Here is a 24,651-nt window from a genome sequence, read left to right on the forward strand (position 1 = left end):
ATGGGAACCATAAGCGGAAGTTAAATTTGGCGAAATCCTAACTGCTGCTTAGCGGTGCCTTAATGTGTATATCCTTTAAGGCTGCCAGCTGGGATTACTTGAAAGCAGCCGCTGACTATTTCTAAATTTGTTACAGCGTGTCTAACAATGACGGCTTTGGGGCTTTCCAATTGTTAGTGCGCTCAGTACATGAGCGTCTACCGCATCGGTAATGTTGATTTTCAGACAGATATATCGTCTTAACTGACACCCCCGCCCATGGCTTGGTACAGAGCCGCACTATCGACCAGGCGCTGCGCCTGAGCTGCGATCAAGTTAATGCTGGTCTGTTGCGCCGCTTGTTGTGCGATAAGTTGCTGAACGTAGCTGGCTGCACCCAGTGCATATTGCCTCTGCACGGATTGCAAAAAGCCCTGAGCCGCAGCATCGGCGGCAGCCAGTGCCGTTAATGTCTGGGCGTCGTTCTCCAAGGCACGCAAGACATCGGCCACATTACGCAGAGATTCGAGCACGACGCTTTGATAATTGGCCGCCGCTGCGTCGAATGCGGCCAATGCCGCGCGCTTTTCGGCCGGCAGGGCGGGATTAAACAGCGGCTGGGTCAGTTGCCCAAGCACGTTCCATATTGCCGAACCGGGTCCGAACAATGCGCCTGCAATCAAGGTCTGCGTAGCCAGATTGCCGCTGAGATTAAGTTGCGGATACAGCTTGGCGATAGCGCTGCCATATTCGGCGTTGGCGGCGTGTAACAGCGCTTCGGCGCCCTGGATATCGGGGCGATGGCGCACCAAATCGGAGGGTACGAGCAACGGCAAATCGGACGGCAAGCTGAATTCCTCCAGGGTGAAAGTGGGCAAACGCCCCTCGCCAGGCGCATGACCGCTAAGTACGGCCAACAAATGCGCATTCTGCTGGCTCTGTTTGCGCAGCACGGGAAGTCCGGCGCGCGTTTGTTCTACTTGGGTTTGCAGTGCCAACACCTCATCCGGTGCCGCCTGGCCAAGCCGCACGCGCTCTTTAGTGAGATGTAATTGTTCATCCTGATCGCGAAGTATGGCTTCCGTAGACTGAATCTGTGCTGCAAGCCTGGCTTGGGTGACAGCGGTGGTAACGATGTTGCCCGCCAAGGTCAGCTGCGCACCTGCCAGTACATGGTGGTGATAGTCGGTTTGGGCGGCTAAGGCTTCCAAAGTGCGGCGATTACCGCCTGCAAGATCAAGTTGGTACTGTACGTTAACGCCGGCGATAAACAAACTGAATTCCCTCGCCCCACCGTCCTGACCCAATACAATGGGATTAAAGCGTTGCGGTTGAGCGCTGAAACCCGCATCGATTTGAGGGTAAGTCATCGCCCCCTCCTGCGCCACATAGATTTCCTGCGCTTGCTGTAAGGTGGCGCGCGCAGAAGCCAGTGTTGGACTGGCCTGCATAGCCTGTTCGATCAGCGCATCGAGTTTAGGCGAACCCAGCTCATGCCACCACTGTGCACTCACTTTTGCGCCGCTGCTAAAGTGCTGCGCATCCCCCAAAGCAGTGGCTGCAGCTGCGGTTTGCGTGACCAAAGGAGTTGCCGTGTAGCCAGCGATATCGGGAGCAGCCGGTGGTTTGAAATCGGGTCCTACGGTACATCCGGCCAGCAATCCGGTAACCACTAAGGCTGTATAGGTCCTAACCACTATGCGATCAGTACCGGCGCGCTGCAATTGTTCAACGTTGTTCATAAAAATGTGTCACGAACGATTGACGGAAGCTCTGGTGGCAGGCCAGACAAGCACTTTGCAGATTTGCAAAGGCTGTAATCACAGCTGGTCCATCGTTGCGAGCGGCAACCTGCGCCAGTGCTCGTGCAGCCTGATGGGTTGCTTCATCATGGCTTTCGAACAGACCCATATCGGTGCCCATGAAACTCAGGATACGCATCTTCTCGATGACTGGCGGCTCCGGATGCTCGGCGATCTGAGGTGCAATTTTGGCGACCAAAGCCCAATCTTCACGAGAAATGGCGTCAGTGATAGCCTGCATGCTTTTGCCGAGTTCTTGCATGATCCGCTGCAGCGCCAATGGCTTACTTTCAGTATCGCCATCGGCCCAAGCAGGCGAACAGATGCCGACTAGAAATACGCCGGCTGCAATCACTGTAAAGAGATTTTTAAAGAAGTTTTGCTGTGTCATAAATAACGCCTTAAATTGAATTGTTTACTCACTCGAATCCCCGCCCTTCGCCGACTTCCTCATGTGTTACGCCATCGCGAATATGGTAGATGCGCTTGAAGGTGGGTATGATTTTTTCGTCGTGGGTGACCACGATGATAGCGGTCTCGAACTGACGTGCCATATGATTGAGAATGCGGATCACAGCCATGGCCCGCTCGCTATCGAGCGGCGCGGTGGGCTCGTCGGCCAGTATCACCGGCGGGCGATTGACCAATCCGCGAGCGATAGCCACGCGCTGCTGCTCGCCGCCGGAAAGCTTTGATGGCATGGCGCGGGCGCGGTGCTGGATATCCAGCGCCGTGAGCAGCTCCAGTGCTTTCGCTCGGGCTTCGCCATTGGGAATGCCTGCCAGCATCGGCAGCAGTGCGACGTTATCGGTCACATCGAGAAACGGAATCAGGTAGGGTGCCTGGAATACGAAGCCTATCTTGTCCCGCCGCAAGGCGCGCAAGTCGCGGACTTTCCAGCCGTCGTCAAAAATCACCTCATCGCCCAGTATCATGCGGCCGGCAGTCGGGTCGATCACCGCCCCCAGACATTTAAGCAGGGTGCTCTTGCCGGAGCCTGAAGGCCCGATGAGTCCTACCACCTCACCCGGCGCAACCTGCATGTCCACGCCTTTCAAGGCATAAACAGCGGTATCACCTTCACCATAGCGTTTTTTTAAACCTTCAATGTGAATGCCTTTGCCGCCCATCTTAGCCTCCTATGGCTTCGGCCGGATCGACCTTGAGCGCCATACGGATGGCGATGACGCTGGCCAGCGCACAGATCAGCAGCACGGCAAAAAAACCTGCGACGGAGTCTAGCGGCATTAATAACACATACTTGGGAAAGATCGGCACCCAGAAGGTAGCGGTGATTTTACCCACCACAAAACCGATGATGCCAAGCGCAAGCGACTGTTGCATGATCATGGCGGCAATGGTGCGATTCTTGGTGCCAATTAGCTTAAGCACCGCGATTTCCCGAATTTTACCCAAGGTCAGGGTATAGATGATAAAGGCAACAATGGCCGCGCTGACTATGCTCAGAATCACCAAAAACAAGGCGATCTGTCTGGCTGATTTATCGATGACCTTGTCCATCAGAATCGACTCCATTTGGGTGCGGGTATAAACCTGCAGGCGTTTCCAGCGGCGTATAGCTTCGGCTACGTCCTCAGGGAATGTGCCGGGTTTGAGCTTTACCAGTATCGCATTGACGTAGGCATTGGTACTTTGCGAGGCATTTACCGCCGCGAGTAAATCGGGAATGCCCGGCCGATTAAAGGCCGGATTCTCGGCGTTGCGGCGACGCTGCTGGATCAGGGCATCATTGTCTTTTAGAAATTGCGCTTCTTGTGCGTCTTTAAGCGGGATGAAAACCATCGGGTCACCGTTATATGACACCGTGCGTCTGGACAAGCCGACGACCGTATACAGATTGCGACGAATTCTGATGCGCTCGCCAAGCTGAAATCCGCTGGAAATATCGGCCACGGCTTCATAATGACTGCGGGTGATATGTCGGCCGGCAACCAGATGCCGGGGCTGGCCCGGGGTGCCTGGCTCGCCGGCGGTGATGCCGACCACCATGCTGCTGACATCATGCCCGTCATGGCCGACTTGCATAATCAGATAGGTGACATTAGCGGCGTATTCCACCCCCGGCATATCCAGCAGACTGCGATAGAGATCGTCGTACAGACTGGAAGACTCGGCATAAGGGCCCTGAGTGTCCTGCTGCACCACCCACAGGTCTGCGCCGGTGTTATCCAGCATCACCTGGGCATCGTCTACCATGCCCCGATAGATGCCGGCCATGCTTAAGGTTACTCCTATCAATAAGCCCAGACCTATGCCGGTGAACACAAACTTGCCCCAGGCATGAAGAATATCGCGCCCCGCCAAACTGATCATCGCGCCAACCCCGGCATACGCTCAACCACATCGATGCGGCTGTGTGTCGTCAGCGCCTTGTCGCTATAGACCACCACCTGATCGCCGTCTTTTAATCCTTCACGTATTTGCACGTAGCCAGCAAGATCGGAAGCCCCGGACTTGATGGGGGTAAAGTGCAGATCGCCATCCCTGACTTGCCAGACACCCACCTGATCATGCTCGCGGTGGATGGCTGCGTTGGAAATCACGGGGGCTGTCGGAAGTGCCGGTAAATCGACCGTGACTTCGGCCAGTTCTCCCACGGGCGGTAACGGCTCGGGTTGAGTTTCGAAATTTACTTTGGCTAGCATTTCCTCGGTGATGGCGTCGGCCTTGGGCTCCACCCGCAGTACGCGGCCGGCCAATGCTTGTCCGTTACGCGAGCGCAATACAATGTGGGCCGGCAGTCCGGCGGCGAGTCCTGTCGCCCTGATCTGATCGAAACGCACGTTGAGCCATAAACTTTTGGGGTCTATCACTTCCACCACCGTTTGGCCGGCGACGACGGTGGTGCCTGGATCGACATCGCGGGAGCTGACCAGGCCATCAACCGGTGCAATCAGCCGCAGATTACTTCGCTGGGCAACCAAAGCCTCCTGATCGGACTGAGCGCGGGTGACATCTTCATGCGCGGCAGAAAGTGCAGCATTCGCAATCTGCAATTCCTGTCGTTTAATGGCGACGATTTCCTCGCTGGTTGAGCGCACTGCAAGCAATTGCTCGTAACGTTGCGCCTGAGTTTGTGCATGGACTTGCCTGGCCTTGGCTTCGCGTAATGCCGCTTCGGCATGCTTGTATGCCGAAGCCTGCGAGCGGACGCGATCATCGAGATCGACCGGCTCCATCTCGCCGAGCACTTGACCGGCCTGTACTCTATCACCCACCTGCACCTCCAGTCGTTGCACGCGACCGGCAACCGTCGGACCAATCTTGTAGGTGTAACGCGCCTCTACGGTGCCGATACCGAATAGCGCCGGTGTAATTGACTTCACCTCCACAGTATCGACCGTTACGGTCACAGGCGCTAACGGGCCGGATCGTAAGCCGACATAAACAAAAAGCGCAAACAACGGAATCACAACCGCCAGTAGCGCCAAGGTACGTTTTTGTAGAGGTAAGCGTTTCATTGCGTACTCCGGATACCACGTTGATAAATCGCAAACACTCGTGGCGCATCGTGGCGTATACGCTCTACGTTGCCGGCCAGCAGCGATTGCATGACCAGACCCTGGATGGTGCCGATAAAAAGCGTGGCTGCGGCTTCGGTATCGAGCACGCTAGACAACTCGCCGCAGGCTTTACCCGCCTCGATTAGCCGGTGCAGGCGTTCCGCATAGCGCTGGATCAGAGACTGCACGATGCGCTTGGGCGCCGTCTGTTCGGCCCGTTGCAATTCGCCAAACATCATTCTAGGCACTCCTGGATGCTCGGCGACGAACTCAATATGACTCATAAACATAGCCTGCATCCCGGCCAGAGGCGAGTCAATTCCTTGCGCGGCACAATCAATCCGCGCCAAAAGACGTTCCGCCACCCACTCCATGACGGCCTGCCAAATGGCGTCCTTGGACGGAAAATGACGAAACAAGGCGCCCTGGGTCAGATTCATATGTTTGGCGATAGCGGAGGTTGTGATTTCACTGGGGTTTTGCGAACCCGCCAGCTCAACCACTGCCTCAATAGTCACCGCGCGCCGTTCTTCGGCAGGAAGATGCTTTACATGCGTATTCAAGACTGCCTCACAAAAGATAGTAATCGATTACTACCTTAGCATGAGGGGCGAATTATGCAAGCAGAAAATCACCCGCAGTTAGTTACGATCGCAACGACAGCCCAATTAATCTGGATCAAGATCGGTAATTTCGGGAAGTTATTTTTGACGGAATCCTTAATGACTGTTGCCATTTGGCCAAAGCTATCGATATGAAATGATTATTCCATATATCAAACCATAGAGCCTATAGTCTTGCGAAAGCGGGTTAATGCCAAGAAAAAGAAAATACCACCGATGCCAAGTAGCGCAAGAAACTGTGGCCAAACGATACTGAAATCCGCGCCGCGATAAAGAATAGCCTGTACGAGCGAGACAAAGTGTGTGGTCGGTGCCGCCAGCATGATGTTCTGTACGAATTCCGGCATACTTTCGCGCGGTGTCAGTCCTCCGGACAGCATCTCCAGCGGTAGCAAGATTATGAGTAATAACAAACCGAGCTGCGGCATGGTGCGGGCCACGGTTCCGAGCAAAATACCCAACGAAGTAGTAGCGAACAGATATAGCGACATACTAGTTACAAAGAGCAGCAGCGAACCTTGTAACGGTACTTCAAGCCACCCTTCTACCACGAAAATAATGGATGCGGTCGCCACTAAAATCACGATCACAGCCATTGACCAGACCTTGGCCAGCATGATTTCGAAAGGATTCAGCGGCATGACCAGTAGGTGCTCAATGGTGCCATGTTCACGTTCGCGGATCAGCGCCGCTCCGGTGAGGACAATGGACAGCGCGGTAATACTGTTGACCAGCTCTATCACCGCGCCGAACCAGACTGAATTCAGATTTGGGTTGAACAGTGCTCTGACTTCTAATTCAACCGGTAATGTCACGAGCGTGCGGTGACCCTGGACGAAGGTAGACACTTCGCCGTTGACAATGGTCTGTACATAATTATTGCCGATGAACGCTTGCGCGATGCGGGTTGCATCGATATTAAGTTGAAGCGTAGGATTTTGTCCAGCCAGCAGGTCGCGTTGAAAGTTGGGTGGAATATCCAGCACGAACGTATACAGGCCACTATCCATACCAGGGTCGGTGGCGTACTGATCGATAATGTCCGGCACCAGGAAGTGCGGTGGATAAAAGGCATTGATAATCCGTGTCGACAAAGGCGACTGGTCTTCATCAACGATGGCGATAGGCGCTTTGTTAAGCGATTGCGGCATGCCGTTGGCGATCACATAGATTTGGGCACTAAACATGAAGCCGATGATGAATAGCATTAGCGTATCGCGTCCTAGGCTGCGGATTTCCTTGATGCCTAGATAAAAAATATTCAGTAATGTGTCCATCGTTAGCGCGCCTGCTTTTCGAGTAAGGCTATACTCAAGCCGACCATCAGCAAAGACGCCAGGGCCAACGGTAACAGGTATTGGCTCAGCTCGGCGAACCCCAATGCCTTGGAAAAGGTGCCGCGACAAATGGTCATGAAGTAACTGCCGGGGAAAATAGTACCCACTAGGCGTGCGCCCCCCTCCAGCGAGGAGACTGGATCAATCATGCCGGCAAAACGAATGGTCGGAATAAAAGAGAACAGAAAGGTGATAAAGATGGCGGCTATCTGGCTACCGGTGAACACAGATACAAGCATACCGAAACCGGTTGCGAATATGACATACAGCAGCGCGGCGAGAGTCAAAAACAGGAATTCGCCTTTGTGTGACACGCCGAAAACCCACACCACCATGGCGCACAATAGAAAAAAGTTGATCATGCCCATCGCGATATAAGGCAATTGTTTACCGACTAGAAATTCCAGCTTGCTGACCGGTGTGACATACAAATTAAGGATGGAACCGAGTTCTTTTTCTCTTACTACGCTGAGTGCGCTGAGCATGGCCGGAATCATCATCAATAATAACGGAATTACCGACGGCACCATGGCAGGTAGGCTTTTGACGTCAGGATTGTAACGAAAGCGGGTTTCGATGCTCATCAAGCTGGTTGAGATAGGCGTCGATGCATGGCGGCGGGCCTGCTCCAGCAGCCAGGTTTGATGCATGGCCTGCACGTAACCGAGGATATTTTCTGCCCGTGTCGGCATGGCGCCATCGATCCAGGCACCGATTTTGACCCTTTCGCCCCGTTGCAGATCGCGTGCAAAATTGGCAGGAATCTCTAGTGCCAGACTGAGTTCGCCGCTACGCATGCGGTAATCGAGTTGCTTGTAATCAGTAATGGGCGGTTGAGCAATGAAATACCGAGAACCGCCCAAATCGAGTGCGTAGTTGTTGCTAAGCGTGGTTTGATCGCGATCCAATACCGCAAAACGTAAATTTTCCACATCCATGGTGATGCCGTAACCGAAAGTCAGCATCAGAAACAGAGTGCCGAATAAACTGATCGCCGCACGGACCGGATCTCGGAGTAATTCCAGGGCTTCACGCCTGCTGATGCTGAACAAACGTAGCAAGCTAAAACGGCTGTCGATTTGGGCGGCCTGATGCCGCACGGGCGCTGTGGGTTTAAGATCAGCGTTGGCGAAGCCTATGCGGGCCTCAGCCATGGGTTGATCTTCATCATCACTGGCCTGTTTCAGATAAGCAATGAAGGTTTGCTCCAGGCTGGCATAACCGCCAGCCTCCATAAGCTTGGCCGGTGTGTCGCTGGCCAGCACTTTGCCGGCATGCATCAATGAGATGCGGTCGCAACGTTCGGCTTCGTTCATGAAATGAGTAGAAATGAACACAGTAACCCTGTCATTACGGGCCAAGTCGACGATCAATTCCCAAAATCGGTCCCGTGCCACCGGATCAACGCCGGAGGTCGGTTCGTCAAGTATCAACAAGTCCGGTCGGTGAATGACGGCTACCGCCAAAGAAAGTCTCTGACGCATACCTAACGGCAAAGCATCAGGCATGCTGTCCAGCGCGTTTTCCAGCATGAAGCGCTGAGCCATTTCAGCGAGGCGCCCGGCTATCTCCGCCTCAGCTAGATGGAACAGCCTGGCGTGTAATTCCAGATTTTGGCGTACGCTCAGCTCGGCGTACAACGAGAACGCTTGCGACATATATCCCACTCGCTTGCGGGTGGCCATATTATTGGCATCGAGAATGTCTCCGAACAGTCTGGCCTTGCCGGCACTGGGCGGCAGCAGACCCGTCAGCATTTTCATCGTGGTCGATTTGCCGCAGCCGTTGGAACCGAGAAAACCGAAGATCTCGCCGCGTTCGATACGCAGACTGACGTTATCCACTGCAACGAAATCATCAAAACGCATGGTTAATCCATCTGCCTCAATGGCAATTTCGGCTATACCGCTGTCGACATTGCGCGGCGGAATCACCACGGCTTTATGGCCCAAGCGCTTTTCCTCTGGCAGCAGACGGATAAAAGCAGCCTCCAAACTATCAGTCGCTGTCTGCGCGCGCAACTCAGCGGCAGTGCCTTCGGCCAATACACGGCCAGCATCCATCGCCACCAGCCAGTCGAAGCATTCCGCTTCATCCATATAGGCGGTGGAGACCAGTACACTCATGCCGGTACGGCGAGATTGCAACTGTGCGATCAAAGCCCAGAACTGGGCACGCGACAGCGGATCGACACCCGTGGTTGGTTCATCCAATACCAATAGATCCGGATCGTGTATCAGCGCGCAGCATAGGGCCAGTTTCTGTTTCATGCCACCCGACAATTTGCCGGCGGGACGATCATGGAATGGCGCTAGGCCGGTACTCTGAAGTAATTCAGCAATGCGCTGTCGACGCTCGGTTTGTTGTTGTCCAAACAGCCGGCCAAAGAAATCGACATTCTCGAACACCGACAGCGTGAGATAAAGGTTCTTGCCTAGTCCCTGCGGCATGTAGGCGATCCGAGGGCATACAGCCTGCCGGTGGGCAAAGTCGCCAATATCGCCGCCCAATGTTTTTATTCTGCCGGTCTGCAGCTTGCGCGCCCCAGTCAGCAGAGACATCAGGCTGGACTTGCCGACACCGTCCGGACCTATCAAACCGACCATCCTGTTTGCAGGAATCTCCAGGCTGATATCGTCCAGTGCCAGCGTATCGCCATAGCGCAGGCTAACGCCGCTAACGCTAACTACCGCCGGCGCCGGAATGTTCATTGCGGCAACTTGATTTCCAGATTGGCAGGCCATGCCGAGGCCGGGTCGAGCTTGACATAGGCTATGCCTGGCACCCCGGTTTTAACTTGTTGGATATGCTGTTTCAACAGGGCGGCGTCGATGCGAGCCCGGACCCTAAACATCAGTTTCAGACGTTCGCTTTCGGTTTCCACCGTTTTGGGTGTGAATTGAGCTACGCTGGCCACAAAGCTGGCCTTAGCCGGAATCACGTAACCCGGTAATGCATCGAATACCAAGCGAATATCGCTACCCAGCGCAACCTTACCGGCGGCCTCGGTAGGCAGAAAGAAAGTCATATAAACGTCGGACAAATCCACTAGATTCAGCACACGTCCGCCGGCAGCAAGTACTTCACCCGGCTCGGCGATACGATATTGTACCCGGCCGTTGCGTGGCGCTTTCAGTTCGCTGTCATCAATATCGGCTTGTAGACGTACGACCGAGGCCTGAGCCGCCTCGATCATTGATTGCACTTGCACCACTTGTGATTTGGCGGCCTCGATACCGGCTTGCGCGGCCGCGACTTGTGCCACGGCAGTATCAATCGCCGCCTTCATGCCCAACACCCGGGCATAATTATCATCGACTTCCTGTTGTGGGGTAGCGCCTTCACCGACTAGTCTCCGTGAACGATTAAGCCGTTTTTCGGCGGCACCCAATTCGGCTCGACGCTGGGCAACCACAGCTTGGGCTGCAGCGTATTCGCTTTCCCGCTGCACGACGATGGCTTTTGCCGTTTGATAAGCATTTTCAGCCTCGCGGACTTTAGCGTTCGCTTCGGCCTTTTGGGCTTGCAACACCTGCGTGTCCATGCGAGCCAGAACTACACCAGCTTGCACAAAATCACCTTCTCTCGCCAGGATGTCTACGATACGGCCTGCGGTTTTGGTGGCGATATTGATTTCAGTAGCTTCAATCCGGCCATTGCCGGTGACGATGTCTACGGGTAGCCCGGTGGGGCGTAAAACCCACCATATCCCCACTGCCGCCGCAATGACAATGCCAACAAAGATAGGGGTTAGGGTCGATTTCGTCTGTGTGTCCATGATTTTTCTCTGAGAACTTACGACAGCGGCATCGCATTTGCTCCGCCACCCAGTGCTTTATATACGGCAATCAGGTGCGTAGAAGCAGCGGCCTGAGATCGAGCCAACTCAATTTCGGCGAGATATAACGCCCGCTGCGCATCCAATACGTCCAGAAAGGAAATGACACCTTCATGATAGCGCAGTTGTGACAAGCGTACTGACTCTTGCAGATCGCTCACCGAACGCGACAGCGCTTGCCGGCGAATTTCCTCCTGCAAATAGCGAGTCAGCGCGGTTTCGGTTTCCTGTAGTGCTTCCAGCACTGCTTTCTCGTAGGCCAGATACGCCTCTTTTTGTTTGGCTTCGGCCAAATCGATACCGGCTTGAATTCTGCCGAAGTTCAGCAAGGGCTGTAGCATATTGGCGGCTGTACCGTAGGAGAAAGCGGCCGATTTGAACAGGCTTTCGATGTCGGTGTTACGTAGTCCCACAAAAGCAGATATCGATATTTTAGGAAATAGTTCCGCTATCGCCGCCCCTTGCATCGCAGTAGCCGCCGCCAGACGACGTTCGGCGGCACGCAAGTCCGGCCGCTGCCGTATGGTGTCCGCTGGTGAGCTAAGAAGTGCGTGCGCCGGTACCGCCGGCATATTGGCTGTTGAATTCAGTTCAACAGCTAACGTACCTGGTTGTTGCCCAACCATGACCTCGATCTGGTGTAGGGTGGCGGTCAGATTGGCTTCCAGCGCAGGAAGCTGCGAATTGGTGATCTCGGTCTGAGCGCGGGCGCGCACCACGTCGTGGCGAGTACCAACGCCTTCCTTGAACAGTTTTTCGGTCAGAGCCAAGGTATGTTGTTGTGATTCCAAATTTGAACGGGTGATACGCAACTGGTTTTGCAGACTGCGGAAATCGATGTAACTGCGTGCTAACTCAGCAGTTAGTATCACCAGCGACTGGCGATATTGTTCACCCGCCGCCTCTAGTTCCGCAGTTGCAGATTCCAACCGGCGCTGCTGGCGACCGAACAAATCGATTTCCCACAATGCATCAAAACCCAGCTCGAACATATTGTATTTGATGCCTGGCGCCAAACCCGGATATGGGTTGCTTTGGCGCTGCGCACCCGTCGATGCACTGATACTGGGGAATAGCTCGGCACGTGTGCCGCGCCGTTCGGCTCGGGCTTGATCGATACGCGAAAGCGCGATCTTGACATCCAGGTTACCCGCGAGGGCTCTATCAATCAGGCTATCAAGTTGAGTGTCGTCAAAGCATTTCCACCAGTTTTTCAAGTCTTCAGGAGATGCTTGATTCAGCCCTGTTGTCGATTCCGCTTGCCAACGCACGGGGACTGCGGGGCTTACTGCATGGTAATCCGGCCCCATGGTGCATCCGGCCAAACTACTCAACAGTAATAACCAACCGTTTTTATACATCATGCCCATGTCCTTTCAGAAATAAAGAAACTGCGGCATCAATCAAGTGCCGCTTTTCCTCGCCGCTCAGGCCGGATTGTAAACCTAGTAGGCAACGGAAATGTCGATCGCCTTTCAGCATGTTCAGTAATGCTACGCACTGGCTAGCGATCACGGCGACAAATAATTCCTGCTTACCTTTGAAATGATTATAAAGGCTAGGTTTGGATACCGGCACAACCTCGGCAATGGCTGCCATGCTGGCGCCGCTATAGCCGTGGACAATAAAAGCCTGCTCGGCCGCACCCAGAATGGCTTATCGTTTCGGATTAGGAAATTTGCTCACAGCATCGTTGAATAAAATCTTCACATTAAAATGCACTTAGGGATTAGACCAATCTACACCGCTTAGTTAAGCAATAAAAAATATAAATTTATGCCTCCTCAATTATCCAAAAAAACCGCTTGATCGCTTTGACATTTATGGTCGCCATTGTGCAACCGTCCAGGTTTATCGTCATCGGTTTGGTGGCGACTGTCGCACCCGCAGGACCTGTGTTGGGCGGCTATCTTAGCGAGCCATTTTCTTGGAAAGCGCTGTTTCTGCTTAATCTGTTGCCGGGTTTTTTGGTTTGTCTGTGTACTTGGCTATTCGTGCTGGAAGAAGGGGGGCGTAAGGAATGGTTTGATAGCCATGAAATTATATTTTTTAGCGTGGTTGCCACCGTCTCCGGCATCGCTATGTTCTATCGTGAGCTGAGCATCGAACACCCGATTGTCGATCTGTGGGCCTTCCGTATCTTCAACTTCGCCGTGGGCTTTGTATTCAGCTTCATCCTGGGTATTGGAATGTAGACCACCATTTATTTGATGCCGTTGTATCTGGCTAGCCTCAAAAGCCTTAATAGCTTACAAATTGGTCAATATGTGATGGTGGCAGGACTATTTCAACTGTTCGCCAAGCTGCTGGATTCACGGTTGATGATGGCGCTGGGCTTCTCTCTATGGGCTGGGTTCATGGATGAACGGCGATCTCACGCATGAGTTCGGCCACTGGGAGTTTTTCTGGCCCCAGGCATTGTGCGGCTTCGCGTTGATGTTTGCCTTTTTGCCCATCAACACACTGGCCTTGGGTACGTTGCCGCCTGAAGAAGTCAAAAATGCCAGTGGACTTTATAATCTGATGCACAACCTGGGCGGCGCTATCGCTCCGGCTGACTCAAAGACTGGAAATAAGTGTTAATCAGGCGACTCAGACGGCACTGATGGAGCACAAAATATAGGGACTATTGATAAGCCAGAACAACTAAATATAGTTATTGACATTAATAAATATCGGAGTATTTTCTAGTAAAAAGCTGAGCGGCCTTTTTTTAAAAGTCCATTAAATCCGGAGGATGAAATAATGGCAACTCAATTCGCACATCAAACGATCGATCGCTTTTCGGTCCCCATTTTGTCTCGCGATGACACATACATACTGAATCATTGCACCAAATACCTCGCACGGACTAATCCCGAATATAGGCACAATTTTGGTCAGTTCAGTGGCGCGGACCCACGGGGACGAATAGCCGAAGCTTATCGTTTTCCTATCATTGACAGTTATTATGACGAGAAAAAGCCCGTTGAAAGTTACGCCTTCAATGAAGTGACATTTGTTTACTTCGACCCAACGGCTTCGATAAAAGCCGTTGCTGTGCTTGGAACGTTCGCTAAGCTCTATGAGCAGATTCCTTTACGTCCAGCCAGATTTGACGATGAAAGTACAGGATATTATGCGGTAACCTGTTTGATACCTAAGGGGCAAGCGCACAGTTACAAATTTTTAGTTGATGGCCAGCTAAAGCTCGATCCGATCAATCCGCAGCAGGTTACGATTGATAATGGCGCTATCTGGTCCCGTTTCTTTACGCACCTCTGCACTGAAGCACTGGTTCTGGAGCGTGCAGAAATGCTGTTGATCGATAGGCTGGTGGAGCATATTCTGCCGTTTCGTACCCCTGATGGTGAACGTTTTCTTCGTTTTTTCTACAACTACTTAGATAAGCAGACGAAAGAAACGCAATATGCCCATGCTTACCGTTTGGATCAGTCGGTTGGCGTCGTAAACTTTATCGATAAATTGCTAGCGCGCGAAGAAGCTCATAATCTAGATGATTATAAGATTTGCCTCAGTCAAATCGATCGAATTCTTAGACAGCGCAACCCTTATACCGAACCACACCTAGCATCAAAAGAATTGTTCGTCGAACTATACGATGAAATGGCATCCGGAGCTGTGAAAGACTGGGATCATAGCGAGTACGGTAATCCGCGTTTTTTTCTTCAAATGCTTCGCCGTCATACGTTTACCGGGGCTTTTTCCCATCCTAAGTACGGGGGCAATACTGGCGGTATTAGCTGGAGCTATTTGGCAGAGCGTTTCTCGTCCGATAAAGGCGAATCTTTATTCAATTGGCGCAGAACTTTGGAAAAACCTCTTGGTACCAACCCAGACTATCGCGGCTAACTTAGGAGAAACAATGAAAGACCAATTTGATGTCATTGTTATCGGGAGCGGTGCTGGTGGCGCTCCTATTGCTCATATTCTGGCCAAAGCCGGTAAGGAAGTATTGGTGTTGGAAAAAGGTCCGCTGCTGAGGACCCAACAGCAAGATTCGCATGGCGTGAGCGATTTCAAACGGGATGAATTGTTCGCCACCGGCGCGGAAAAACGTATTCAGGTGCCAGGCATGAGTAATGTTGGTCAATCGTATTATTCAAGTCATGTCGAACCGGATGTTAACGATGAGCCGCATGTTTATATCGGCGCCGATAATAGGGATTATGTCACGTTGGAAGGCTATACCGCTCAAGTCATAGGCGGTGGAACGCAGTTATACGGTGCGGTGTCCCTCAGATTTTCGGAAAACGATTTCAAACTTAAAAGTTATAACGAAGGCCGTTCCGATATTGCCGACGATCCAAACGGCGACGTAAAACGGGAGGCGCGCGATTGGCCTATCAGCTATAACGATTTGGAAGCTTATTACTGCAAAGCCGAAAAATTGGTTGGCTTGAACGGCACCTCGGCTAATCAGGTCAAACGGTTTAGTGTCGACTCGTACCAAACGCCGTTGAAACCCAATCCGATTAGCCAATATGTCGAAGTCGGTATGGATACCTTGAAAATGCCGCGTTATCGCACCCCATTGGCCGTTATTACCGAAGATCATGCGCCCAGCGGCAGGAAAGTACCCGTCAATAGCGACGAAGTTAAAACCTCCTATGTCAATCGCTACGGTGACCCTTTGGGCTTCAAATCCAATACTTGGGTAACCTTGTTAGCGCCGATTCAGGACTTGCCTAATCTGACGATTCTGACTAACTGCGTAGTGACACATTTAGAATGCAGCGGCGAAAAAATTACGCGGGTGCAATATTTCGATCCAAGCGGCAAACCCCGTTTTGCCAGTGCCAAAATTACGGTCGTGGCTTGTTCCGCCATCGAATCGATCCGGTTGTTGCAATTATCGGCACGCATGGATAGCGAATTCAATCGCCGGATATATCAGAACGATTTATTAGGTAAATATTTCCTCACCCATTGTTTTGGTGGAGCTGAAACCGTTGTCCCTGGCCGTTTCGACAAATCGGAATCCCTGGATAGCGACTGGGCAAGCGACTTTTGCGCGACCGATACCTTTATTAAAAGTAATCGGCTTTGGGCGGGTGGGGCGATGTATAACAATACCTCGGATCAGGCGCTACCGATTTCGTTGGCACGCACGCATGGCAGCCAGGACATCGATACGATATGGAAGGCTTTCGTCGACGACACTAGCCTCACGGGCCAAGCCTTGCAGGATTGGATTGACGCTAATTTCGGTACGCGGCTGTCGGTCAGTTTTATGGCCAACCAAGTGCCGCTGAAATCAAACCGTATTGAGTTACATCCCAACGTCAAGGACAAGTGGAATCGGCCTGTTGCCTATATCATCAAAGACTGGCATAGCCACGACCGTTATCTGATGAATATATTGGCCGAACAATGCGCCAAAGTATTGCGCTTCGGTTGCGACGGGGGCATTGGTCAGTACCCGATCGAAGGACAGGGTGGTGTCTACATGGCGGAAAATGCGCGAGCGCGCATAGCTAATCACATCCTTGGCGGTGCCCGTTTTGGTACCGACCGCAACGACAGCGTGCTGGATGCAAATTGCAGGGCCTGGGATTTTGACAATCTTTATGTCACTGACGGAGCCTTCATGCCAACATCGGGTGGCGCCAATCCAACCCTGACCATTCAGGCTAACTCCTTTAGAATCGCCGATCATTTATTAACGAGGTTGTAACGATGGATCCCAAGTTCAATGAAGTTTTTACCTCGCCTGAAAACAGTGTTTTCAAGGTCGTATTCTTTCCCGACCGGATTTATCACTCGCAATATCTCAACGCGACACGCAGTTTGCGTTACCGCTATAACGTACAAGAAGTCAGGGCCAAACTGGATATTACAGTCATGAAAGGTGAAGTTTATCTAGACGGCAACTATTATTCTAATTTTCTTCGTGTCGAATATCGGGCTGCTCGTTTGGTCGAAAAGGTCAGGGAAAAGGCGCGATTTTTGAGGGACGAATTGTTCATGTTTCTTAAATTGTTGCCGGACGAAGCAACAAACAACGCGGAATCACTCGTCAAAATGCATTATTGCCCGTGGATAGATGCCTATCAAGTGGAACTTTGGGAAACACTGGAAGCCCCTACGAACCATCACCATGATTTCCAAGTATTAGACATGATGGGAAAAAATGGTGCGATTACGCGTATTCGTGCTTTTAACCCCGCCTTACGGGATTTAAGTAAACTGCGCCGCATGGAATTAGCGTTTCGCGAAAATAATCGCGATTTGCCTTTCGGCTATTTGATTGCGTCGCCTGAATGGGATAACAACTTTTTAGGATCGCACCAGGAGCCTAGAACGCAGCAGCCGAGCACCGCGGAAAATACGCTATCTGATCTCAATTACGCCATTAACTTTCAACGCGGTTGGTATCGTCATATCGACGACTATCAGGCCGTTCGTTACCGTAACGCGATGATGATTGCGGCCGACAATCCTGATGCCAAAGACGATAACATCATCGAAATGAAGTGGCTGTTACAGCGGGAGTTTGGCGCTTCGGTCGTGTTTTTTCATCATGTTACCGTGCCGCCAGGCAAGGTCGAAGGCAACCATCAACATATCGGATCGGAAGAGTTGTATTTCATTATTGAAGGTGAAGGAATCGCATATTTGCGCGAAGGCGACGATCCCGCTGCCGATTCGTTCAAGACTGTAGAACGAGAAGTATTTGGCCTAGGCCGAAAGAATTTTAAAGAGTTACCGGTCCGACCCGGCAGCATGATCTTTACCAAAAGCGGCGGCATGCATGGCATCCGAAACCCAAGCGATAAACCGCTTAAATTCGTTGCGTTTCTCTATCACAGTAGCTAACCCGAAAAGGCTGACCGCTTATGAACATTGTCCATTCTGATGTCGTGGTGCGCGTAGCGCCCGGAACTAGCCCGGATTACAATCGAGCCAGTTCGCTGATTCAACTATTGAATTTGATGGAGCGGACTGAATTGGCCGCAGAGCGCGAACTCTATCTTGCCTATTCGCTGCAATACCTGATTCCGTTCGAACACCTGGAGCTGTACGGACCATCTGGAAGCGATGCCGATATTCTGCAGCCGGAACGTCAAGATAACAAAATCGATTTTCAAAAACAAAACGTCAAAAGCTTCCTGACCTCCGACATTCAGATAGCACGCGGCTTGGTAAGTGTGGGAGGTTGGATGGGGCCGTTCCTAAGGATATCTTATCGCGGTGGCCCGGATTCCAAACTGTCGGTTAAATCTAATCATCAGCTGGGCGACCGCATCAAACTTTGGTTGAGCGTCAATGATGTCAATACCTCCCCGCTGCTAAGCGTGCCGTATAACGAAGTGACGGACCGATATGAGATCGAATTGTGGGGCTACCCGGGAAATGACGTTGTTAATCACCTGGACAATAAAGGCCAATTAGCGCTCGAACGCGGCGAATTGCAGTTACGACCGGACCTGATACAAGGCAACGTCAACGATTTTGAGCGCGACCAGTTAAACGAAAAATATATGATCGAGGTGGCGCCGAAAAATGCCATGCATCCCATTCTTCCGTTGCGACTTCGCATGGCGTGGGCAGACGCCGCAGAGCAATATTGGGACTCGCAAGACGGTGCGAATTATGTTTACGAATTCAATATGCGTCAGCGAGGTTGGGACAATTTTCTTGGCGTCGGCATTAGCCCTAATCCGCATGGAGGTGTCGGTTTTTTGGAATATCGTAACCTATTTTCTAACTACGGACGTTATGCCGGCCGCCCCGAATTAGGACGGACACCCGAAAGTTGGAATTTCAACGCCTTTGGGAACAAAAATCACACTGCAAACCCGGTGGAAAATTTCATGGCCGTTGATTATATGGACTTACATATTCTGAAGCCCAGTTGCGGCATCGGTTTGCACCGTCATCGTGACAATCAGGAGGTTTTCATGATGCTGGACGGTCGCGGGCTGATGATCGTTGGCGATTGGTGCAAAATGCCGGAAAGAGAAAGGTGTTTCGAAATCAGGACTTTGCTTCCCGGTCATCTGGCGATGTTAAAAGGTGGCCAGTTGCATGGGTTGATGAATCTAACCGATGAAGACGGTTCATTGTTTATGTTTGGCGGTTATGATTAATAATCAAAAAATAGATTATTGTTTGTAGAAAAACTGGTTTGCAAAAGCTTGTTTTTTGGGGTTTAGTTGGGTTAATTGAAGGCAAGTTTATGACCATATCTCAATCGCATATTGATGCTAATACTCCGTTAGGCGCCAATTTAATTGGAAGTGGTGTTACCTTCCGAACTTGTGCTCCCGAAGCGTTAGAGGTTCACATTGCAATTAATAATTCACAGACCAAATCAAATAAAATATTTGAAAAATCACCTGACAAATTATTGAACCGAGGTAAACAAGGTGATTGGGTGGGATTTATAGAAGGCATTAAAGAGGGTGATTTTTATCGTTTTTATATTGTTGGCAAGGGTAAAGAAGGCTTTAAACGTGATCCCTACGCGCGGGAATTGGAAATGGATGACTACCCAAGTTGTGACTGTATTGTCCGAGCATCTAATACTCATCCTTGGCATGATCAGGCCTTTCAATCAATTTAAAGCATTTATCGATATTTGTCATTTATACGGTATAGCTATTATTGCAGATGTGGTTTATAACCATGTCAGTGCAGGATTTGACGATCAAAGTATTGAATTTTTTGATCGTTAGCCTTACGACAACGCAAACAATCTCACGCTTCGGCTGATAAAGCTTCCAAAACACCCCTGCGTCATCTGCCAGTCATCGCGACAGATTTATTTTCCGATTTTTTAGAGGCTAGAGTGTCCAGGGCCATCCCCCCTACGTGGAACGTTGCAACGTAAAAAATAGGCTGCCACTACAGCAAGATTTTATAAAGCTGAATTGTATTGTGGTAACAAAAGTTTCTTGGTAGATTTACGGTTAACGGCTTATTAACTTGGACAGCTGTTCGCTTCCTTCAACGCGGGTTACCCTTATCGTTGGGGATAGGCAAGGTATGGGAAGGACATTGAGTAAAAGACGCGATCTTTCTTTGATGTTCAAAATCGCAAAATAGCTAAGAACACTAATTTGAGGATAATGGTCATGTCAATTCTGCTTGAAGTGCCTTTTATTACACAACTAGACATCGGGGGGCATGTACCGGGAAACAAAAACACTTTGAATGACTACACGGGGTGTTGGTACGCTAGTACCTGTATGGTTGGATATTATTTTGCCCAGGGTCCGCGTCACGGCGTTCCAGAGCTATTCACCAAACAAAATGTCAATCTGGATGGCAGTACATCTACTGGCCACTGGGCCATTCCGGCAGGCTGGATGCCAACGCTGATGGAACGCGAAGGCCTGATTGCCGTGGCGGATCATGCCACCAAGACCTTTAGCTTGGAAGAAGTGGAAAACCTTCTCAAGACTAAAGGGCCACTGATGTTCAGTTGGATGAAAACACATGGCGGCTCGACCTATGGCCATGTTTCAGTCGTCATTGGTACTGATGATACAGGCATTATTTTTCACGACCCCGAAAAAGCACCCAAGTCGAGAATGACAATAGGTGATTTCGACTCCAAACGTTACAAGTACCCAGGCTATCCTTACTACTTGCTCTATAGCAATATGAGTGGAATCAAATAGCAATAGCCCACTTAGTCCGATTATCGATAGCCTAATGTTTATCGTTCTGACTCTCCGCGTCGGAACGATAAACTGAGACCATAACCTACCTGAATCCAGTTATCTAACAAAATGTAATTTTTGTCCCAACATTTCAGGCGTGACTAATACCACCCCACCTTCACTGACATAAAACCTTTTTTGGTCATCGGCAAGATTTTCTCCAATGATAGTGCCTTCAGGTACTTCACAACCTTTCTCGATAATCGCCTTGGTAATGCGGCAATGACGGCCTATCGTGACTTGTGGCAGCAAGATACTGTCCTGTATCACCGAATATGAATTCACCATGACATTTGAGAACACCATGGAATGTCTAACGGTTGCGCCTGAAATAACACAACCGCCCGCAATCATGGAGTCGACAGCCTGGCCGCGTCGATCATCATTATCAAACACAAACTTGGCGGGAGGTGTTTGTTCCTGATAGGTCCATATCGGCCAGCTGGTATCGTATAAATTCAAATCCGGTTTCACGCCTATCAATTCCAAATTGGCAGCCCAATACGCATCGATAGTGCCGACATCACGCCAGTAACTTTGTTGGCCACTTTGTAAATCCAAAAATGGGTAGGCGTTGACGATATGCTTATCAATCACGGCAGGAATAATATCTTTGCCAAAATCGTGAGAAGAGTCAGGGTTTTCATCATCGTTAAGTAACTGTTCCCACAAGAAATCGGCATTAAAAATATAAATGCCCATAGAAGCCAGGGCCGTATCGGTTCGACCCGGCATGACAGGAGGGTTGGCCGGTTTCTCAATAAAGGCTCTCACTCTACGATTTTCATCGATATCTATTACCCCAAAAGCGCTGGCTTCCTTTAGGGATACTTCAAGACAGCCTATGGTTAACTCGGCATTTTTTTCGATATGATCGATTAACATGGCCGCGTAATCCATTTTATAAATGTGATCACCGGCCAGAATTAAAATGTGTTCGGGTTTGCGAGCTCTGAGAATATCGATGTTTTGTAATACAGCGTCGGCAGTGCCTTTGTACCAGGATGTCTCATTAATACGCTGTTGCGCGGGCATTAAATCGACGTATTCACCGAATTCGCCGCGCATAAAGCCCCAACCTTTTTGGGCGTGGCGAATCAGTGAATCGGCCTTATATTGGGTCAAAATACCTATCTTGCGGATGCCGGAATTCACACAGTTGGACAAGGGAAAATCAATGATACGGAATTTTCCGCCAAACGGTACAGCGGGTTTAGCCCGCCAGTCCGTCATATTCATAAGCCGGGAGCCGCGCCCGCCTGCGAGAATTAATGCAATGGTATTTCTAGTGAGCTGGTGGATATTCTGATAATTCTGTGTCATGGTATTTTTTGATATTTTTTTATTGATGACAACACTAAAAAGTAATATTAGTATCGATTAATTTTTAGTAATTATTTTGATAACAGTAACAAGCTATTTGGAAAGTTTTTTTTAACAAATACGCCGATTTCGTTTCCCTGTACGACATAAATAACATAAGAAAAATATAATACGGTTAAGATGTATATAATGCTGTGCATAGTCTGAGTCTCGCTAATAAATTATGAATGTTATTATAAGTGATGCTAAATAGAAAAAAACGGGTACATTCTGTACCCAAGCTAAGGAGGGCCAAGTATTTTAAGAGGCTGACCATATTGCAGGAAGGATAGATGATTTGATATTTAAATTTTGTTTTTAGTACGGGGGTGAGTGTATTGCGGCAGTGCTCTTCAATAACCATCTGGCGGACAACGAGCATAAAAACGCCGGAAGTTAAAATGATGCGCCGACAGGCACCAGGACTGATTTTAGGATGGAGCATGCATAAAACCTGGGTAAATTTATTATTGTTATAAGCGGACTAATAGACCACGCCATTTTTAATTACCATTAAAACAACAAATATAGCTTATTTTAAAATTAGTTGCTAATTACTATAATAATGTTGCTTTTAAGCAAAAAGCATTTAGCGATAAAACCAATTTTAATGCGTGATTTTATATCGCCGGGTAATACTTTACACCCAATAAATTAGTTGTTGCAAGACTTTTAATCCCCCTTAATTCATGCTGTTTTCAATGTAGCCTGAAGGTATTATCGATTACTTTAGTCACCAATTACTTTCTATACTAAACAGCTACTCATTTAAGTCATAATCATGTAGTTACTCTATAGATTTTTGATGCAGTAGACAGCCCCATATAGCCGTTGTGCATTTCTATCCGGGCTTGTTTTTATATATTGCCTTGGTGGATTAAAAAGAGAAGTGCAACACCGCGCTATTATATAAGTAGTCATATCGCGCAGCATGCTGGCTTAAACCATTGTTTTAAGTGTGGTTTGTGTATTGAATTTTCAAAAAACATGAATGTTGACGATCAACCTAAACTGGCCGTCGATTTGGCTTAATTGCATGGCTGGTTTAGATCAAAATTGGCTGTTTCATGGTTATCGAAAAAAGGCGGGTACCTCCGAAATGTTTTGATGAATTTGCATTGAAATTTAGGTTGTGATAGAAACTTTTTTGTAGATGAATAAAACCATCTACGTTTGATCGCTTGAACATGCAAAACTACATCAAAAAAGTGTTCAAACGCTATCTCTAAGATTAATAACTACTATAAAAACCAGGGGACTTAGAATGAAAAAAATTCTGTTAGCAATCACTACATTGGCTTTAGTGACTTTAATGCCATCTATATCAATCGCTGGTGAATCAGATACTTGTAAAGGTTGTCACAATGGTTCGGTTGCTCCAAGCGTCGACAGCTTAAAAGCTAAATTCAAAACTGTGGATGAATTAGTAGCAGGCGCTAAAAACTCTAAAAATCCTATGATGAAACCTGTTCAAGCCGATGAAGCTAAATTAAAAGCGGCTGCCGCAGAAATCTTGAAATAACAGGCAGCAGCATTCCGCCTGATAACTCAGAAAAACGGATACCCGCTTAGGAAGCCAAAAAAACGGCCTTTGCCTGAGGAAAGTCCAAGGTTTTTCAATATCCGGCCCAAAATGCATGATTTCGCGCATTTTGGGCCGATTTAATTCTAGTTTGCCAAATGCTACAAAATGCCCGTCATGCCGACAGGGATGTTTAGGATGACGTTCTTGCTGAAATATTGTTATAACAGGATGAATTTTTACCGGACCTACCATGACTCACTCTACCGTCTCTTGCGAACTACATGATTACCTTGAAATCGCCTGCCTGTACGCTTATCAGGTCAGGTTGATACTGAAGGATCATCAAATCATCGAAGGCAAAGCCATCGACACGATGACCACTGCCGAGAAACGCGAATACCTGGTGATCGATAACGGGAAAAAACAGCCGGTCGAGCTTATGCAAATCAAAAAATTACAGGTGTTGACAGCCAACGCCAAATTTTCGGAAGTGGTTTTCTAAGTGGTTACCCAACTATCCGCAAGGCGATATAAGGCGCGAGATTGAAAAGGAAGATGCCGATTTTATAGAGAGCCATTCCGGCGTAATGAATGGTATCGAACTGTTCAGCAGTACACCGAAACCAGCGACCATGTAGTCGATGTATCCAATCACGACCAACGGTGAAGAATAAAAACCAACACATCAACACGCCATAATTTATGACGGTACACGCTAAAAGCACATCACGGATTAATTCAATACTCATGGTCTGATCTCCAGTCTAGGTTTAGCAATCATATCTAAACGACATCATCCGGCGGATGTTGTCAGTGAGTCGAAGACATTACGCTAAAATGACTTGCTGTTGCGCTACTTTTTTATCCTTTACGAACGTGCAAAACTTCCCAGGGTCCCGGGGCAATGCCATTAAGTTAAGAAAAAGCTCCCTCTCCTGCTGGAGAGGGTTGGGGAGAGGAGATTTATAATAAGGCAAAAAAGCTTTATTT

General features: G+C 49.6%; 23 protein-coding genes. 10 read left to right on the forward strand and 13 right to left on the reverse strand.

Translation table 11 applies throughout. The features are described from left to right. Nucleotides 1-239: 239 nt before the first annotated feature. The 11 genes from A1359_RS19440 to A1359_RS19490 all read right to left on the reverse strand — a co-directional run bounded on the left by A1359_RS19440 (nt 240) and on the right by A1359_RS19490 (nt 12,756). Nucleotides 240-1,721, reverse strand: coding sequence for an efflux transporter outer membrane subunit (locus A1359_RS19440; RefSeq protein WP_066987369.1), 1,482 nt, complete (start codon nt 1,719-1,721; stop codon nt 240-242). Next, nucleotides 1,708-2,172 (reverse strand): cytochrome c, encoded by a 465-nt coding sequence (locus A1359_RS19445; protein ID WP_066987373.1) that lies wholly within the window; start codon nt 2,170-2,172, stop codon nt 1,708-1,710. Before A1359_RS19445 ends, A1359_RS19440 begins: the two co-directional genes overlap by 14 nt. Nucleotides 2,173-2,200: 28 nt before the next feature. Next, nucleotides 2,201-2,911, reverse strand: a complete 711-nt coding sequence (locus A1359_RS19450; protein WP_066987376.1) for an ABC transporter ATP-binding protein — start codon at nt 2,909-2,911, stop codon at nt 2,201-2,203. A gap of 1 nt (nt 2,912) precedes the next feature. After that, nucleotides 2,913-4,115: an ABC transporter permease gene (locus A1359_RS19455; RefSeq protein WP_066987378.1), complete on the reverse strand. Its 1,203-nt coding sequence runs from the start codon at nt 4,113-4,115 to the stop codon at nt 2,913-2,915. Then, on the reverse strand, nt 4,112-5,263 hold the full coding sequence (locus tag A1359_RS19460) for an efflux RND transporter periplasmic adaptor subunit (RefSeq protein ID WP_066987381.1): 1,152 nt from the start codon (nt 5,261-5,263) through the stop codon (nt 4,112-4,114). Before A1359_RS19460 ends, A1359_RS19455 begins: the two co-directional genes overlap by 4 nt. Beyond that, nucleotides 5,260-5,868, reverse strand: coding sequence for a TetR/AcrR family transcriptional regulator (locus tag A1359_RS19465; protein ID WP_066987384.1), 609 nt, complete (start codon nt 5,866-5,868; stop codon nt 5,260-5,262). The genes A1359_RS19460 and A1359_RS19465 overlap by 4 nt, the downstream gene beginning before the upstream one ends. A 212-nt stretch (nt 5,869-6,080) precedes the next feature. After that, nucleotides 6,081-7,205, reverse strand: a complete 1,125-nt coding sequence (locus A1359_RS19470; protein WP_066987387.1) for an ABC transporter permease — start codon at nt 7,203-7,205, stop codon at nt 6,081-6,083. 2 nt (nt 7,206-7,207) lie between these two features. Next, a complete protein-coding gene (gene rbbA / locus A1359_RS19475) occupies nt 7,208-9,976 on the reverse strand; it encodes a ribosome-associated ATPase/putative transporter RbbA (RefSeq protein WP_066987390.1) in 2,769 nt (922 codons plus the stop codon). After that, entirely contained in the window at nt 9,973-11,043 is a 1,071-nt protein-coding gene (locus A1359_RS19480; RefSeq protein WP_066987393.1) for an HlyD family secretion protein, read from the reverse strand. The genes rbbA and A1359_RS19480 overlap by 4 nt, the downstream gene beginning before the upstream one ends. A gap of 17 nt (nt 11,044-11,060) precedes the next feature. Then, the gene (locus tag A1359_RS19485; RefSeq protein WP_066987396.1) at nt 11,061-12,467 is read right to left on the reverse strand and encodes an efflux transporter outer membrane subunit; all 1,407 of its coding nucleotides are present in this window, start codon (nt 12,465-12,467) and stop codon (nt 11,061-11,063) included. Further along, nucleotides 12,457-12,756 carry a TetR/AcrR family transcriptional regulator gene (locus A1359_RS19490; RefSeq protein WP_332310100.1) on the reverse strand — a complete coding sequence of 100 codons (300 nt, stop codon included), beginning with the start codon at nt 12,754-12,756 and terminating at the stop codon, nt 12,457-12,459. The genes A1359_RS19485 and A1359_RS19490 overlap by 11 nt, the downstream gene beginning before the upstream one ends. Before the next feature lie 152 nt (nt 12,757-12,908). Here A1359_RS19490 and A1359_RS23330 point away from each other — a divergent pair, with 152 nt between their 5' ends. The 8 genes from A1359_RS23330 to A1359_RS19530 all read left to right on the forward strand — a co-directional run bounded on the left by A1359_RS23330 (nt 12,909) and on the right by A1359_RS19530 (nt 20,732). Then, entirely contained in the window at nt 12,909-13,298 is a 390-nt protein-coding gene (locus A1359_RS23330; RefSeq protein WP_232322395.1) for an efflux MFS transporter permease, read from the forward strand. Nucleotides 13,299-13,464: 166 nt separating this feature from the next. Next, nucleotides 13,465-13,686 carry an MFS transporter gene (locus A1359_RS23335; protein WP_066987405.1) on the forward strand — a complete coding sequence of 74 codons (222 nt, stop codon included), beginning with the start codon at nt 13,465-13,467 and terminating at the stop codon, nt 13,684-13,686. Nucleotides 13,687-13,848: 162 nt separating this feature from the next. Next, on the forward strand, nt 13,849-14,955 hold the full coding sequence (locus A1359_RS19505) for a gluconate 2-dehydrogenase subunit 3 family protein (RefSeq protein WP_066987408.1): 1,107 nt from the start codon (nt 13,849-13,851) through the stop codon (nt 14,953-14,955). 13 nt (nt 14,956-14,968) lie between these two features. Further along, nucleotides 14,969-16,780, forward strand: a complete 1,812-nt coding sequence (locus A1359_RS19510) for a GMC oxidoreductase (protein WP_066987411.1) — start codon at nt 14,969-14,971, stop codon at nt 16,778-16,780. A 2-nt stretch (nt 16,781-16,782) separates the two neighbouring features. Next, nucleotides 16,783-17,922 (forward strand): cupin domain-containing protein, encoded by a 1,140-nt coding sequence (locus A1359_RS19515; protein WP_066987414.1) that lies wholly within the window; start codon nt 16,783-16,785, stop codon nt 17,920-17,922. Nucleotides 17,923-17,942: 20 nt separating this feature from the next. Beyond that, the gene (locus A1359_RS19520) at nt 17,943-19,196 is read left to right on the forward strand and encodes a cupin domain-containing protein (RefSeq protein ID WP_066987416.1); all 1,254 of its coding nucleotides are present in this window, start codon (nt 17,943-17,945) and stop codon (nt 19,194-19,196) included. A gap of 38 nt (nt 19,197-19,234) precedes the next feature. Then, entirely contained in the window at nt 19,235-19,672 is a 438-nt protein-coding gene (locus A1359_RS19525; RefSeq protein WP_157200609.1) for a hypothetical protein, read from the forward strand. A 511-nt stretch (nt 19,673-20,183) separates the two neighbouring features. Further along, nucleotides 20,184-20,732 (forward strand): papain-like cysteine protease family protein, encoded by a 549-nt coding sequence (locus A1359_RS19530; RefSeq protein ID WP_066987422.1) that lies wholly within the window; start codon nt 20,184-20,186, stop codon nt 20,730-20,732. A gap of 99 nt (nt 20,733-20,831) precedes the next feature. On the opposite strand, the gene glgC is transcribed toward A1359_RS19530, so the two are convergent. Then, nucleotides 20,832-22,097 carry a glucose-1-phosphate adenylyltransferase gene (glgC, locus tag A1359_RS19535; protein ID WP_066987425.1) on the reverse strand — a complete coding sequence of 422 codons (1,266 nt, stop codon included), beginning with the start codon at nt 22,095-22,097 and terminating at the stop codon, nt 20,832-20,834. Nucleotides 22,098-23,400: 1,303 nt separating this feature from the next. Here glgC and A1359_RS19540 point away from each other — a divergent pair. Both A1359_RS19540 and A1359_RS19550 read left to right on the forward strand, forming a co-directional pair. Next, on the forward strand, nt 23,401-23,658 hold the full coding sequence (locus tag A1359_RS19540; protein ID WP_066987428.1) for a hypothetical protein: 258 nt from the start codon (nt 23,401-23,403) through the stop codon (nt 23,656-23,658). Between the two features lie 253 nt (nt 23,659-23,911). Then, complete coding sequence (locus A1359_RS19550) at nt 23,912-24,163, forward strand: Rho-binding antiterminator (RefSeq protein ID WP_066987434.1); 252 nt, start codon at nt 23,912-23,914, stop codon at nt 24,161-24,163. A gap of 4 nt (nt 24,164-24,167) precedes the next feature. Here A1359_RS19550 and A1359_RS19555 read toward each other — a convergent pair whose 3' ends face one another. Further along, nucleotides 24,168-24,410, reverse strand: a complete 243-nt coding sequence (locus tag A1359_RS19555) for a DUF6868 family protein (protein ID WP_066987437.1) — start codon at nt 24,408-24,410, stop codon at nt 24,168-24,170. Nucleotides 24,411-24,651: the final 241 nt, after the last annotated feature.

Source organism: Methylomonas lenta (genome assembly GCF_001644015.1).
Taxonomy (GTDB): domain Bacteria; phylum Pseudomonadota; class Gammaproteobacteria; order Methylococcales; family Methylomonadaceae; genus Methylomonas; species Methylomonas lenta.